Source organism: Marinomonas ostreistagni (assembly GCF_016888445.1).
Classification (GTDB): domain Bacteria; phylum Pseudomonadota; class Gammaproteobacteria; order Pseudomonadales; family Marinomonadaceae; genus Marinomonas; species Marinomonas ostreistagni.
Map to the genome: position 1 here is coordinate 314,991 of NZ_JAFEKF010000001.1, position 14,305 is coordinate 329,295.

12 protein-coding genes and 1 other RNA gene are annotated in these 14,305 nt (G+C 49.3%); all 13 read left to right on the forward strand.

The window, feature by feature from the left end:
* The first annotated feature begins 12 nt into the window (after nucleotides 1-12).
* A complete protein-coding gene (locus tag JQX58_RS01405; RefSeq protein ID WP_204145045.1) occupies nucleotides 13-1,332 on the forward strand; it encodes a HAMP domain-containing sensor histidine kinase in 1,320 nt (439 codons plus the stop codon).
* Between the two features lie 64 nt (nucleotides 1,333-1,396).
* Nucleotides 1,397-1,748, forward strand: an RNA gene (gene rnpB, locus JQX58_RS01410) — RNase P RNA component class A.
* A 159-nt stretch (nucleotides 1,749-1,907) separates the two neighbouring features.
* Nucleotides 1,908-2,363: a division/cell wall cluster transcriptional repressor MraZ gene (mraZ, locus tag JQX58_RS01415; protein ID WP_204145046.1), complete on the forward strand. Its 456-nt coding sequence runs from the start codon at nucleotides 1,908-1,910 to the stop codon at nucleotides 2,361-2,363.
* On the forward strand, nucleotides 2,360-3,298 hold the full coding sequence (gene rsmH / locus JQX58_RS01420) for a 16S rRNA (cytosine(1402)-N(4))-methyltransferase RsmH (RefSeq protein ID WP_204145047.1): 939 nt from the start codon (nucleotides 2,360-2,362) through the stop codon (nucleotides 3,296-3,298). The genes mraZ and rsmH overlap by 4 nt, the downstream gene beginning before the upstream one ends.
* On the forward strand, nucleotides 3,291-3,569 hold the full coding sequence (gene ftsL / locus JQX58_RS01425; RefSeq protein WP_338040632.1) for a cell division protein FtsL: 279 nt from the start codon (nucleotides 3,291-3,293) through the stop codon (nucleotides 3,567-3,569). Before rsmH ends, ftsL begins: the two co-directional genes overlap by 8 nt.
* Nucleotides 3,566-5,356, forward strand: a complete 1,791-nt coding sequence (locus JQX58_RS01430) for a peptidoglycan D,D-transpeptidase FtsI family protein (RefSeq protein ID WP_204145048.1) — start codon at nucleotides 3,566-3,568, stop codon at nucleotides 5,354-5,356. Before ftsL ends, JQX58_RS01430 begins: the two co-directional genes overlap by 4 nt.
* A 2-nt stretch (nucleotides 5,357-5,358) precedes the next feature.
* Entirely contained in the window at nucleotides 5,359-6,822 is a 1,464-nt protein-coding gene (locus JQX58_RS01435; protein WP_204145049.1) for a UDP-N-acetylmuramoyl-L-alanyl-D-glutamate--2,6-diaminopimelate ligase, read from the forward strand.
* The gene (locus JQX58_RS01440) at nucleotides 6,788-8,164 is read left to right on the forward strand and encodes a UDP-N-acetylmuramoyl-tripeptide--D-alanyl-D-alanine ligase (protein WP_338040634.1); all 1,377 of its coding nucleotides are present in this window, start codon (nucleotides 6,788-6,790) and stop codon (nucleotides 8,162-8,164) included. The genes JQX58_RS01435 and JQX58_RS01440 overlap by 35 nt, the downstream gene beginning before the upstream one ends.
* A gap of 14 nt (nucleotides 8,165-8,178) precedes the next feature.
* On the forward strand, nucleotides 8,179-9,261 hold the full coding sequence (mraY, locus tag JQX58_RS01445) for a phospho-N-acetylmuramoyl-pentapeptide-transferase (protein WP_204145050.1): 1,083 nt from the start codon (nucleotides 8,179-8,181) through the stop codon (nucleotides 9,259-9,261).
* A 4-nt stretch (nucleotides 9,262-9,265) separates the two neighbouring features.
* The gene (gene murD / locus JQX58_RS01450) at nucleotides 9,266-10,615 is read left to right on the forward strand and encodes a UDP-N-acetylmuramoyl-L-alanine--D-glutamate ligase (protein WP_204145051.1); all 1,350 of its coding nucleotides are present in this window, start codon (nucleotides 9,266-9,268) and stop codon (nucleotides 10,613-10,615) included.
* The gene (ftsW, locus tag JQX58_RS01455) at nucleotides 10,612-11,829 is read left to right on the forward strand and encodes a putative lipid II flippase FtsW (protein WP_204145052.1); all 1,218 of its coding nucleotides are present in this window, start codon (nucleotides 10,612-10,614) and stop codon (nucleotides 11,827-11,829) included. Before murD ends, ftsW begins: the two co-directional genes overlap by 4 nt.
* On the forward strand, nucleotides 11,816-12,889 hold the full coding sequence (gene murG, locus JQX58_RS01460) for an undecaprenyldiphospho-muramoylpentapeptide beta-N-acetylglucosaminyltransferase (protein ID WP_204145053.1): 1,074 nt from the start codon (nucleotides 11,816-11,818) through the stop codon (nucleotides 12,887-12,889). The genes ftsW and murG overlap by 14 nt, the downstream gene beginning before the upstream one ends.
* A complete protein-coding gene (gene murC, locus JQX58_RS01465; protein ID WP_204145054.1) occupies nucleotides 12,886-14,304 on the forward strand; it encodes a UDP-N-acetylmuramate--L-alanine ligase in 1,419 nt (472 codons plus the stop codon). The genes murG and murC overlap by 4 nt, the downstream gene beginning before the upstream one ends.
* Nucleotide 14,305 lies beyond the last annotated feature (1 nt).

Below are 14,305 nucleotides of genomic sequence, written 5' to 3' on the forward strand. Positions count from 1 at the left end.
TTGCCTAATTTTATGAAGAGTACTTTTTTACGGGTTTTTTTGGTTGTACTGTTTTCTAACATGGTGGTTGTTACGATCGGCCTTGGGATTGTTAATTTTGTGCAAGACCAAGACGAGGTGTCAGCTGACTTGTTGGGGGATGTGGGTGTCACACTGGTATCAACCTATGAAAGCAGTGGAGTAGGTGCTCTTGAAGAAGAGGCAGCGAAGTACGAGAAGAAGTTACAGGGTAGTATCTTCATTTATCAAGAGAATGGGCGTCCTTTGTTGCGCCCTTTGCCACGCAACTTCCGTGAAAGCCCAGACTCAGGCGACCCTATGGATGACGGTTCAGCACAAGCTTCAGCCGATGCACGTCGTAGTCAATTTATCCAAGTTATCGGTGCGAGCAATACTCAGTACCTACTGGTGTTCCGTCCGCTGGATAAAGCAGGCCCTGTCAGCCCTTGGGCTATTACCTTGCTTTCCTTGCTTGGTTTATTGGTGTCTAGTGCGATTCTAGCGTATTGGTTGCTTGGTCCTTTGCTAAAGCTGCAGAAAATCACCCGCTTGTTTGGCCAAGGTGATATGACCGCGCGAGTGGATCAACGCTTGGTGGATCGTAACGATGCGATCGGTAATTTGGCCCGTGAATTTAACGAAATGGCGGGTCGTATCGAAACCTTGCTGAGCTCCAAAGAGCGCTTACTTAGAGATGTTTCTCACGAGTTGCGTACGCCACTGGCGCGTATAGAAGTGGCGCTTACCATTGCAGAAGACAAACAAGGCCAAGAAGTTCAACAGAATTACCTGCACCGTATTCGTAATGAGCTTCACGAGTTGGATGAATTGATCGGCCAAGTGTTGACCTTGTCTCGGCTGGAGGCGGCGTCGATGCAAAAAGAGCAGATCAAAGTGCAGCCTTGGCTCGATGATATTGTTGCGGATGTGCAATTTGAATCACAGTTGCGTGGTATTTCGATAGCCCGCACAGGCGATGCGCCTAAGCTTTTGTATGGCGACTCAGTACAGTTGCGTCATGCAGTAGAGAACGTGCTGCGTAATGCTTGCTTCTATTCGGGGGATAACAGCCGAGTGGAGTTATCTTCTGATGTGGTAGACGGTCGAGCGGTCATTTCCATCAAGGACAATGGCCCAGGTGTTGCCGATGAAATGCTAGACAAGATCTTCCACGCCTTTTTTCGATCCTCTTCTGCGCGTGAGTCCAATAGCGGCGGCTTTGGCGTAGGTTTAACGATCGCTAAGCGTATTGCTCAAGCGCACAATGGCGAAATACAGGCTTTTAACCGCCCAGAAGGCGGTTTAGAAGTACGTTTTTGTTTGCCAGTCTAAAAAATCCTCACGCAAGGGGGATTTCCCCTTGCATTTACCTCTACACACTGTAGTATGCGCCCCGCAAGTCGGCCAGACAGTCGCCGCTTTGACTCGTTCAAAGGGGAGGAAAGTCCGGGCTTCGCAGGGTGAAGTGCCAGGTAACGCCTGGGGGGCGCAAGCCTACGGAAAGTGCAGCAGAAAAAATACCGCCTAAGCAGTTTACTGCCGGTAAGGTTGAAATGGTGCGGTAAGAGCGCACCGCGCATCTGGCAACAGTATGCGGCAAGGTAAACCCCACTTGAAGCAAGACCAAATAGGAACTCATAGGTGTGACCCGCACTGAGTTCGGGTAGGTTGCTCGAGCCATGCAGCGATGTATGGCCTAGATGAATGACTGTCCACGACAGAACCCGGCTTATCGGCCGGCTTGCACACTTCCTCGTTTTTTACCTCTCTTCTTTAAAGTTCTCGCAAACGAATCCCTTGTTTAAAGAAAAAAACGTGCTTTTGGCGTTTTTTATCGGGATTTTTTTACCTATTTTTTATTTTAATGTTAAATTGTGGGGAATAGTGTCGATAAGTGGGATATGGACATGTTTCGTGGGATTCATCAAGTCAGTGTGGATGCAAAGGGGCGATTAGCGCTTCCGGCACGCTTGCGCGACGAATTTGAACAATACGAAGAGTCTGGGCTTGTCGTCACAATCGACCCGATGTCCTGTTGTTTGTTGCTTTACCCAGTACAAGAGTGGGAGCAGATTCAGGCGAAATTGGACCGTTTGCCGACGTTTCAGCCGCAAACAAGGCGTTTGCAACGTTTGCTGGTGGGTCATGCCACAGATTTAGAGCTCGACAGCGCTGGGCGTTTATTACTGCCTGCGCCGCTGCGAGAGTTTGCCAAGATTGACCGTAAGTCAACGTTGTTGGGGCAAGGTAAAAAAATAGAAATTTGGGGCTTAGAGGAATGGGAAGCGCAGCGTGATGCCTACCTCTCTGAAGCCGCTTCAGAAAACTTAGAACTCGATACAATGATGGATATTTCACTATGACAGATACGGCCCCAGAACATATTAGCGTAATGCTGAATGAGTCGGTGGATATGTTAGTGACCGATGATAATGGCTTATATGTAGATGGCACCTTTGGTCGTGGAGGTCATACGCGTTTGGTATTGTCACGCTTAGCGCAAGGCAAAATGTTGGGCTTTGATAAAGACCCAGTGGCCATTGGCCATGGCAAGGCGCTGGAAGCAGAAGATGATCGTTTTACCATCGTTCAAGATAGCTTTGCGGCCATGGCAGAGCACATTCCCGACGTGTTTGGGGTGGAAAAAGTCGATGGCATCATGATGGACTTGGGTGTCTCATCACCACAGCTAGATGATGCTGAGCGTGGCTTCAGCTTTATGAATGATGGTCCATTGGATATGCGCATGAACCCTGAAGCAGGTCAAAGTGCTGCCGAATGGATCGCTAGTGCGCCGGAAAAAGAAATTGCCGATGTGATGTATCAATATGGCGAAGAGCGCTTCTCGCGTCGCATCGCCCGAGCCATCGTCGAGTATCGCAAAGACACTTCGATCACGACTACCAAGCAATTGGCGAAAATTGTCGCCGAAGCCCATCCTGCATGGGAAAAAGGTAAAAACCCTGCCACACGTGCTTTTCAAGGTATTCGAATCCATATCAATAACGAACTAGGCGACTTAGAAGAGGGCTTAGAAGCAGCGGCGAAAGCGCTCAAAGTCGGCGGTCGCTTAGTAGTCATCAGTTTCCACTCATTGGAAGATCGAATTGTAAAACAGTTTATGAAGAAGATGTGTAAGGGGCCGGATTTACCTCGCCACTTACCCATCCAGAATGCACATTTAGATATCCACTTTAAAACCGTCGGCAAAGCCATTAAGCCGTCTAAAGGTGAGGTGTCAGATAATGTGCGTTCACGCAGTGCGGTATTGCGCGTAATGGAGCGCATCAGTGAATAGTGAGAATGGCAAAATTGCTTCATTTTTGCTGGGGCTTATAGCGACCGGCGCGATGGCAATCATTCTTGTAGCACAGGTTTACGACTTTCGTAGGGATTTCGCGTACCTACAAAAGCTGAAAAAGGATGAGGTTAATTATGAAGTGGTGTGGGGGCAGTTATTGCTAGAGCAGAGCGCGCTCACCCAACCCAGTCGCCTTGAACAGGCGGCCATAAAAGACCTTGATATGCATGCCCCGACCCCTGAAGAATTGGTAATAGTAAAGCCATGAGTGCACATGACCAAAAACACTTACCCTCAAGATGGCGATTGTATCTAGTCTATGCGATCGCGTTCGCCCTGTTTGCCGTCGCCGGTGGCAGGTTGTTCTATTTGACTGTGCTGGACAAGGAATTTCTTCAGTCACAGGGGGATATGCGTGCCGAACGCACCGAGTCGATCCCAGCGACGCGTGGCATGATTTTGGATCGTAATGGTGAACCGCTAGCGGTCAGTACGCCGACTTGGACGGTGATTGCCAATCCTAGAGCGCTGTGGAAACTGGACGAAGACCCCGTTAATTTGGCTAAGCCAATCGGTGAGCGTAAACAACCACGCGAGGAAATAGCGCGCCTAGCAGAAGCCATGGGGGTTGGTAGTGCATGGCTTGAAGAGCGCTTTGAAAGCAACCGTTCACGCGGTTTTATGTACCTTAAACGTCAGATTCCACCACATGAAGCCGAGGCAATTGTTGAAGCCGATGTCGTGGGTGTGACCAAGATTAAAGAATATAAGCGCTTTTACCCAGCTGGCGAAGTAACGGCACAAGTGGTTGGTTTTACTAATATTGATGATAAAGGCCAAGAAGGTATTGAGTTGGCTTATGAGCAGGCTCTGCAAGGCAAGCCTGGTCAGATTTCCTACATCAAAGACCTTAAAGGCAATATCATCCGCACACTAGGCCAAGAGATTCCAGAGCAAAGTGGTGAAACCATTGAGCTTAGTATCGATATGCGCCTGCAATACCTAGCTTATCGTGAGCTTAAGGCGGTAGTGACCGAGCAGCGTGCGTCATCGGCTTCGGCGGTGATTTTGGATGTGCGTACTGGGGAAGTATTGGCCATGGTTAACCAGCCATCTTATAACCCTAACGATCGTTCGGATATCGAGCCTGAGCAATTGCGTAACCGTGCAGTGATCGATTTGTTTGAGCCAGGCTCAACCATGAAGCCTTTTTCTGTGACCGCAGCACTACGCTCCGGTCAGTATTCGACAGAATCTGTCATTGATACCAACCCTGGTTACATCCGCTTTGGACGTTACACCATTCGTGATTTTCGTAACTATGGTGAAATTGATCTAGAAACGGTACTGGTGAAATCCAGTAACGTCGGTACGTCGCGCATTGCCTTGTCTTTACCGCAGGATACGATCTGGAACATGTTTTATGAGCTGGGGATTGGTTCGCCAGTAGGGTTAGGTTTCCCTGGTGAAACCACAGGTAAGCTGCCTATGCACCCTAAGTGGCACCCCTCGGAAATTGCTACCTTGTCATACGGTTACGGCTTATCTGTATCGACTCTGCAGTTGGCTCAAGCGTATATGACCCTAGCTAACGATGGTAACAAAGTACCTATTACGCTATTTAAACAGGACATTCCACCTCAGGGTGATCAAGTAGTGCCGCCAGACATCGCGCGCGATGTGGTACGCATGCTGCAGTCTGTGGTGATCGAAGGGTCGGGTAAAAAAGCGCAAATTCCAGGCTACAACGTGGCGGGTAAAACCGGTACGGTGCACAAAGTTGGCGCTGGCGGTTATGAATACGATCAATACATTTCGCTGTTTGCGGGTATTGCGCCAGCCACTAATCCGCGTTTGGCAATGGTGGTGATGGTGAATGACCCTAAAGGACGTAAATACTACGGTGGTGAGGTATCAGCACCAGTATTTTCACGGGTAATGGAAGGGGCTTTGACCACACTCAATATTCCGCCAGATCGCCCTGAAGGTCTGCGTGAAGTGCGCCTAGAAAGTGATAATGATGTGCCATATCGTGTGGTGCAGCAGGGAGGTTAGTCATGTTTACCGTATCAATGCTAGCGCAGTGGCTGGCTATTTCAGTAGATGACCAAGCTTGTCAGCATACCTTTCAAACGATCGAAACCGACTCGCGTTTAGTGGACAATAAGACACTGTTTTTGGCGCTGCCGGGGGTATCGAGTGATGGCTGGGAGTACCTTGATCAAGTCGCCGAACGTGGTGCAAACGTTGCGTTAGTGCCCGCTAACAAAGGCATCGTGCATCCGACACTAACACTGATTGAAGTGGACGATATCGAAGCGGCAGTGTCGGTCTTAGTGAAGCATGTTTACGGCCCGCCACCAAAGCATATTGTGGCGGTCACAGGCACGAATGGCAAATCCAGCATTTGTTTTTATGTGGCACAATTAGGGCAAGCGATGGGGCTTAAAAGTGCCATGATTGGCACCTTCGGTGTCGGTCTGTTGGGGCAATTACAAGAAGCCAAACAAACCACGCCAGATTTACTTACCTTACATAAGCAGCTCGCCGCGTTTGCGCATCAAGGTGTTGACTTAGTGGCGTTTGAAGCCTCTTCCCATGCCTTAGATCAAAAGCGTCTTGCTGGGGTGCCCGTCACCACAGCCATTTTTTCTAATCTCACCCGCGATCACTTAGATTACCACGGATCAATGCAGGCTTATGCTGAAGCTAAGCGTAAGCTATTGCGTTTCGAGACACTTGAGCGCGCGATTATCTGTGCCGATTCCGACTACGCAGAGTTTATGCAGCAAGGTTGTGAAGCGCCCTTGTGGCAGTACTCTGATCGTGATCTAGCGGTAGAGTTCGCGGTGATCAACAAAACCTTTGTGCAGTCTGGTGTTGAATTGGATGTGCGCGTCTTGGGTCAGCCTATACACCTGTTTTTGCCGCTACTGGGTGACTTTAATATTCAAAATGCGCTGGCTGCACTGGCGGCTATCGTCCACTGCAAAGGTATAAGTGATGACTTGGTGGTGGCGTTAGAATCGTTAGCGGGTGCGCCTGGACGAATGCAGCCGATTGTTATGCCACACGCGCCTTTGATATTGGTGGATTATGCCCATACCTCTGATGCACTAGAGGTCGCGCTTCAGGCGGTACGAGCTCATACCCCAGGTAAACTTATTTGTGTGTTTGGCTGCGGCGGTGATCGCGATACGGGCAAGCGTCCTTTGATGTTAGAAGTGGCGCAGCGTCATGCTGACAGTGTATGGCTGACTTCCGACAATCCGCGTAGTGAAGATCCTGATGCCATCATTAAAGATGCTTTGGTGGCTCGCACTCAACATTCTGAATTAGCGATAGAGGCCGATCGCCGCCAAGCCATTAAGCTTGCTATTGCTCAAGCCCAACCTAGCGATATTGTTTTGATAGCGGGTAAAGGCCATGAAACCTACCAAGAAGTAAACGGTGTGCGCCACCATTTTGATGATACCGAGGAAGCGCGTGCCGCGTTACAAGCCTATGTTAAAAAAGCTTAAACTATCTGCCATCGCTCAAGCCGTGGATGGCACTTTAATTGGTGATGATTGTGACATCATTGATGTCTCCACTGACTCTCGTGAGGCGCTCGAGCAAAAACTGTTTGTGGCTTTGGTCGGCGAACGATTTGATGGTCATGATTTTGCCGAAGCCGTGATGCAGCAAGGTGCAGCGGCTTTGCTGGTCAGTCAGTCCGTTGCGTTTGAGCCACGTATTGAAGTGGTCGATACGACTCTTGCTTATGGTGCGATCGGTCGCCTACAGCGCGAAGCTTTTACCCATCCTGTTGTCGCGATCACGGGCAGTAATGGCAAAACCAGTGTCAAAGACTGGTTGGCCAGTGCGCTAGAGCAAGAGGCGTGTGTGCTCAAAACGCACAGCAATTTAAACAATCAAATTGGTGTGCCTAAGACGTTATTAGGACTCTCTGACCAGTATGACTATGCGGTCGTCGAAGCTGGGACCAGCTTTCCAGGTGAGATCGAAAAGCTGGGTCATTGCTTAGCAGCGGATGTGGTGGTGCTGACCAACGCCAGTGGTAGTCATTTATCTGGCTTCGGCTCGATCCAAGGCATTGCCGAAGAGAAAGGTAAATTGATCGAAACTGCCAGAGATAATGCTACGGTGGTATTAAACGCAGATGATGCGTCGTTTGAGTATTGGTGCGGTTTGCTCGAGCAGCGTAATCTGCTGAGCTTTGCTTTTGATAACCCCGCCACCTTATGGGTGCGTGACATGCAGGTATCGGAGCAGGGCACCCAAGCGACATTAGTCTATGCTGGCGAAGAGTTTTCGCTGTCATTGGATCGTCCAGGCAAGCATCACGTTGCCAATGCAATGGCTGTTGCGCTGGCATTGTTGGCACTTGGGTTTTCTATGGCGCAGGCCTTATCGCGCCTGCGTCACCCAGCGCAAGTGCCGGGGCGAATGGAACTTGTCGATGCAAAAAATGAAGCTCTAATCATTAATGATTGTTACAATGCCAGCCCAAAATCCGTTGAGGCGGCCATCGATGTGTTGGCGTTGTATAAAGACCGATCAAAATGGCTAGTGTTAGGCGCTTTAGGGGAGTTGGGTGACCAAGAAGACGTCATTCATCAAGATCTAGGCAGCTACGCGGCACAACAAAAAATCGATCATATTATCACCATTGGTGAGCTCGCTGGGTTGGCGGCCAAGGCATTCGAGAGCGTGGCTGATCAAACCCAAACGACACACGCATGTGCGTCTAAAACTGAGGCTCTAGCGTTACTAGAGAAACTCGACTCGAATCACGTCATTTTGGTAAAAGGCTCGCGTTCGGCCAAAATGGAAGACATTGTTAACGCTTTGAAAATTTAGGACTACCCCTAACCATGCTATTGCTTTTGACTGCTTACCTAAGCAAGTACTTTACCTTTTTTACGGTGTTTAATTACCTTTCGCTGCGCGCCATTCTTGGGGTGCTGACAGCTCTGTTCATTTCTTTATTAATCGGTGGGAAGGTAATACGTTTGCTGCAGCGCTTGCAGATTGGACAAGCGGTACGTGACGATGGTCCACAATCCCATTTGAGTAAGGCGGGCACGCCAACCATGGGTGGCGTGATGATTTTATTTTCCATCACGATCAGTACCTTATTATGGGGCGATCTTACTAACGAGTATGTCTGGTTAACCTTGTTAACCATGATCGCGTTTGGAGCGGTTGGTTGGATCGACGATTATCGCAAAGTGGTAGAGAAAAACTCTCGAGGACTGCCTGCTAAGTGGAAATATTTCTGGCAAAGCTTTATCGGCTTATCAGCCGCACTGTTCTTATATTTTCATGCCTCTACACCTGCCGAAACTGAATTACTAATTCCTCTGTTTAAAGATGCTGCCATTCCTTTAGGCATATTTTTTGTGGTGCTAACCTACTTCGTCATTGTCGGTACCAGTAACGCTGTTAACTTAACGGACGGCTTAGATGGCTTAGCAATTTTGCCAACGGTGTTGGTCGGCGGAGCATTAGGTTTGTTTGCTTACCTTACTGGTAACGTTAAGTTTGCCGAATATCTATTAATTCCTTATGTGCAAGGTAGCGGCGAGTTAATCGTCTTCTGTGCGGCGCTGGTGGGCGCGGGACTTGGATTTCTTTGGTTTAATACTTACCCAGCTCAGGTCTTCATGGGCGACGTAGGCTCCTTGGCATTAGGGGCTGCACTGGGTGTGATTGCGGTGATTGTGCGCCAAGAGTTGGTGTTGTTTATCATGGGCGGTGTCTTTGTGATGGAAACCGTCTCAGTGATTTTGCAGGTGGCCTCTTACAAGCTTACCAAACGACGTATTTTCCGTATGGCACCGATTCACCATCATTTTGAATTAAAAGGTTGGGCTGAGCCTAAGGTGATTGTGCGTTTTTGGATCATCACGGTTTGCCTAGTGCTTATCGGTATCGCTACCCTGAAGGTAAGGTAACACCATGTCGCTGATTTCTTCTGACCGCGTACGTGCGGTAGTAGGTTTGGGGGTCTCAGGCGTTGCTACGGTGCGCTTTTTGGCACAGCAAGGTTTGGACTTTTATGTAGTGGATTCGCGCGAGCAGCCGCCGGGGCTAGCTGAGGTCGAAGCACTATGCCCTAAAGAGCGCATTTTTACTGGCGACCTTCAGGTGTTGACCACTCTTGGTGTGACCGAGCTTTTTGTCAGTCCTGGTATCGCCTTAGCGACGCCTGTATTGCAGCAGTTGGCCGCAGACGGTGTGGCGATGCGTGGCGACATTGATTTATTTCGTGACTATGCCAAGGCGCCGATTGTGGCGATCACTGGCTCTAATGCTAAAAGTACCGTCACAACCCTTGTGAATGAGCTGCTTTTAGCCAGCGGTAAACGCTCGGTAGCCGGTGGCAACCTTGGGTTGCCAGCACTGGATTTACTGGATGATGCAGTTGACTGCTATGTCCTTGAGTTGTCGAGCTTCCAATTAGAAACTACCCATGCCTTAAAAGCCGATGTGGCGTGTTTGCTTAATGTGTCGGCTGATCATATGGATCGTTATGATGATCTGTACAGCTACCAGCGGGCTAAGCAGCGTATTTATCGTGGCTGTCAGGCAGCGGTATGTAATAAGCAAGACATCCTAACGGCGCCACTTTTGCCACAAGATACACCTGTGCGAACCTTTACTACAGCGAGCCCTGATCTAAAAGAGTTTGGCTTACTAAAAGACAGTGACGGTACTTGGTTGTCTTACGGGGTGAAGCGTCTTTACAACACAGATTCAATCAGACTTAAAGGTGCACATAATCACGCGAATGTATTGGCTTGTTTGGCTATCTTGGATGTGATGGGCTTGCCGATTGATACGCCTGAAATAGCGCAAGTGCTGGCACAATATTCAGGTCTACCGCATCGCTGCGAAACGGTACGAGAAGTGAATGGAGTGACTTACATAAATGACTCCAAAGGCACTAATGTAGGGGCGACGCTGGCGGCCTTAGAAGGTTTGGGCAATAAGCAGCAAAAAACCTTGCACCTGCTGGCAGGTGGTGTGGGCAAAGGGGCTGACTTTGCGCCTTTAGCGCCGGCGTTAGCCAAGTTTGTCAAACACCTATATGTATTTGGTAAAGATGCACAAAACATCATCGACATTGTTCCTGAAGGCACGCCATACTCTCGAGCTGAGACGTTAGACGAGGCAATGCGGGCGTTGGCAACAGAAGTAAATGCTGGCGATGTGGTGCTGTTTTCACCTGCTTGTGCCAGCTTTGATCAGTACAAGAATTTCGAGACGCGTGGCCAACATTTTTGCCAGCTGGTTAGCGCATTATGAAATGGCGTGACATTCTCGAGCCAATTTCCTATCAAGAGTTTCGCCACGTCGATGCTTGGTTTTTAGCATCGGTAGCAGGCATCTTGATGCTAGGTATTGTGATGGTCTCAAGCGCTTCGATCTTTTTGTCGGAGACTAGCTACGGACATCCCTATTATTTTATGACGCGTCAGCTAATCTACCTAGGTTTGGGCTTGGTGTTTGGCTATTTCATGATGTCTCTGCCCACCGATACCTTACAGCGTTGGGGGGTGTGGCTCATGCTGTTTTCCTTGGTGTTGCTGATCTTGGTGCTGATGCCAGTGATTGGTAAAACGGTAAACGGTAGTCGTCGCTGGATCAATTTAGTGGTGTTTAACCTGCAAGCTTCAGAGGTAGCCAAAGTCTGTATGGTGGTCTACGTCTCAGGCTACTTGGTGCGTCGGGCTGATCGAGTACGTCAGCAGTTAATCGGCTCTGGCATGCCGATGGTGGTGTCGTTCTTATTTTTGATCTGTTTGATGCTGGAGCCTGACTTCGGTGCGTCCGTGGTGCTAGTGGGTACAGTGATTGCGCTATTGTTCATCGCTGGAGCGCCCATCTGGCAGTTTATTGGCTTGGTCATCGCAGTGGCGGGGGCTCTTACTGTGGTAGCGTTCTCAGAAAGCTACCGTGTTAAGCGTCTGATGAACTTCATTGATCCTTGGGCCGACCCTTACAATGATGGTTATCAGCTGTCGCAAGCGTTGATTGCTTACGGCCGTGGTGAGTGGTTTGGTCTAGGTCTTGGTAATAGTGTGCAGAAGTTGGCGTATTTGCCCGAGGCCCATACAGATTTTGTATTTTCCATTTGGGTGGAAGAAACCGGCATGATGGGCGGCTTGTTGCTGCTAGCAGTATTCGGGTTGATGGTCTCAAGAGCGTTTAAAATCGGTCAGCATGCCATGCGTTTAGAGCGTTTGTTCCAAGGTTATATGTGTTTTGGTTTTGCCATTTTGGTACTGGCTCAGGTGATTATCAATATCGGGGTAAATACTGGTTTTTTGCCGACCAAGGGTTTGACGCTGCCACTGATCAGTTATGGTGGCAGTAGTTTGATTATTACCTTGGCGAGCTTATTCGTGATTGCCCGAGTGGACATTGAAAACCGACGCATTGAGGCAGCAGCGGGTGACGTCACCAAAGCGTCATCAAGCCCGATTGAGAGCAAAGAGGTCGAAAGTGTTCCAAGCTAAAAAAGTATTATTGATGGCAGGTGGTACGGGTGGGCACATCTATCCTGCCTTGGCCTGCGCTGAAAAACTCATTGAGAAAGGTATCGAGGTTGAGTGGATTGGCTCAGCTGGCGGTATGGAAGAAAAACTGGTGCCAGAGCACGATATTCCGCTGCATACCATCGCTATCAAAGGGGTGCGTGGTAAAGGCGCATTAGGATTAGCATTGGCACCATGGCGCATCGCGCATTCTATTGGTCAAGCCGTTGCGATCTTAAAGCGTGTTAAGCCTGACGTGGTACTAGGTATGGGCGGTTTTGTCGCAGGGCCTGGTGGTATTGCAGCTAAATTGCTCGGTATTCCATTGTTAATTCATGAGCAAAATGCGGTCGCTGGTACCACGAATAAGCTCTTAGCCAAAGTGGCCAATAGCTGCTTGCAGGCGTTTGATGGCGCTTTGCCAAACGGTCAGACGGTCGGTAACCCTGTTCGCGGTGCGATTTTAGGGCAACCAGCGCGTGAGGTGCGTGAAGACGCGGCGCGTCCATTACGCTTATTAGTAGTGGGTGGCAGTTTAGGTGCCAAAGCCCTGAATGATGCGGTGCCGACGTTATTGGCAAACTGGCCTCACGAACAACGCTTAGATGTGTGGCATCAGACGGGCGCGAAAAATTTTGAAGCCGTGTCGCAAAGTTATGAGGCATTAGCAGTCGAAGCCCGAGTAGATGCTTATATTAACAATATGAGTCAGGCCTATTATTGGGCTGACTTGGTGATTTGTCGTGCGGGAGCGATGACGGTCAGTGAGCTAGCCATCGCTGGTTTGCCCTCGATCCTGATTCCTTATCCCTATGCGATTGATGATCACCAAACAGAAAATGCGCGTTCGCTGGCGAATGTAGGTGCGGCTATTTTATTGCCGCAGACCGAATTGACGCCTGCGGCTTTACAAGCGCATTTGACTGAATTGATACAAGATAATGATAAGTTAAAACATATGTCCCAGCAGGCTAAGTCTGCTGGTCGACCCGAGGCCACACAGATAGTGGTATCTCACTGTATAAGGTTAATGAAGAAATGATGGAAGCTAAATTTCGCTACGATATCCCAACCATGCGCCGCATTCAAAATATCCACTTTATTGGTGTCGGTGGTGTGGGGATGTCGGGGATTGCAGAGGTACTCAACAATCAGGGTTATCGAGTCAGTGGATCGGATTTGAAAGCATCGGCGACGACGGATCGTCTCGCTAGTCTTGGGGTAGATATCTTTATCGGTCACCAAGAAAGCAATGTCAAAAATGCCCACGTGATAGTGGTCTCCAGTGCGATTGATGAGAGCAACCCTGAAATTAAGTGGGGCAAAGAAAACCGCATTCCTATCGTTCGTCGTGCTGAAATGTTGGCAGAGCTGATGCGCTACCGCCATGGTATCGCAGTCGCTGGTACGCATGGCAAAACCACCACAACCAGTTTAATGGCGTCTATTTTGGCAGCCACTGATGAATCGCCGACGTTTGTCATTGGTGGACGTTTGACCAGTGCTGGTGCCAATGCGCAGCTAGGTGACAGCAAATACTTAGTGGCTGAGGCTGATGAAAGTGATGCGTCTTTCCTTCATTTGCAGCCACAAACCGTCATTGTCACCAATATCGACGAAGATCACATGGACACCTACAACGGTGATTTCGAGCAAGTGAAGCATACCTTCATCGAATTCATTCATAATTTACCCTTCTACGGCTTGGCAGTACTGTGCGTAGATGATGAAAATGTGTGCTCGATTATGCCGCACCTGAGCCGTCCTGTACTGACCTACGGTATTGAGCAAGAGGCCGATATTTATGCCACTGAAATCACGCAAAACGGTCGCTTCTGTGAGTTCTTAGCGCATCGCCCTGAAGGTGAACCATTGCGTATACGTTTACCTATGCCAGGCCGTCATAACATCTTGAATGCGCTGGCGACTATCGCAGTCGCTACCGATTTGGGTGTTGAGCCTGCGGCGATTCAAGCGGGTTTGATGGGCTTTGAAGGGGTGGGGCGTCGTTTCCAAGAGCAAGGTGCGTTAGCGGTTGAAGGCGGTGAGGTAATGTTTATCGATGACTACGGTCATCACCCAAGTGAGGTTAAGGCTACGATTGCATCGATCCGTGATGGCTGGCCGGACAAGCGCCTGGTCATGGTTTATCAGCCACACCGTTATTCACGTACTCGTGACTTATACGAGGATTTCGTCAGAGTATTGTCAAAGGTGGATGTGCTGCTGTTATTAGATGTCTATGCGGCAGGCGAAACCCCGATTAATGGTGCTGACAGTAAAACCTTATGTGGCAGTATTCGTCAGCGTGGCACGGTGGATCCGATTCATGTGAGTAGTGAGGAAGATTTGCGCGCAATCTTGGCAAATGTTTTACGCCCAGACGACTTGCTGATCACGCAAGGAGCTGGTGATATAGGGGCGCTATCGAAGAAGTTAGCGGCAGAGGGGATTTAAT

Bases quoted from the DNA above. Each gene is read 5' to 3' on its own strand.
- ftsW (WP_204145052.1), top strand. From the start codon at position 10,612: ATGAAATGGCGTGACATTCTCGAGCCAATTTCCTATCAAGAGTTTCGC.
- JQX58_RS01405 (WP_204145045.1), top strand. From the start codon at position 13: ATGAAGAGTACTTTTTTACGGGTTTTTTTGGTTGTACTGTTTTCTAAC.
- JQX58_RS01430 (WP_204145048.1), top strand. From the start codon at position 3,566: ATGAGTGCACATGACCAAAAACACTTACCCTCAAGATGGCGATTGTAT.
- rsmH (WP_204145047.1), top strand. From the start codon at position 2,360: ATGACAGATACGGCCCCAGAACATATTAGCGTAATGCTGAATGAGTCG.
- JQX58_RS01435 (WP_204145049.1), top strand. From the start codon at position 5,359: ATGTTTACCGTATCAATGCTAGCGCAGTGGCTGGCTATTTCAGTAGAT.
- murD (WP_204145051.1), top strand. From the start codon at position 9,266: ATGTCGCTGATTTCTTCTGACCGCGTACGTGCGGTAGTAGGTTTGGGG.
- mraZ (WP_204145046.1), top strand. From the start codon at position 1,908: ATGTTTCGTGGGATTCATCAAGTCAGTGTGGATGCAAAGGGGCGATTA.
- murC (WP_204145054.1), top strand. From the start codon at position 12,886: ATGATGGAAGCTAAATTTCGCTACGATATCCCAACCATGCGCCGCATT.
- mraY (WP_204145050.1), top strand. From the start codon at position 8,179: ATGCTATTGCTTTTGACTGCTTACCTAAGCAAGTACTTTACCTTTTTT.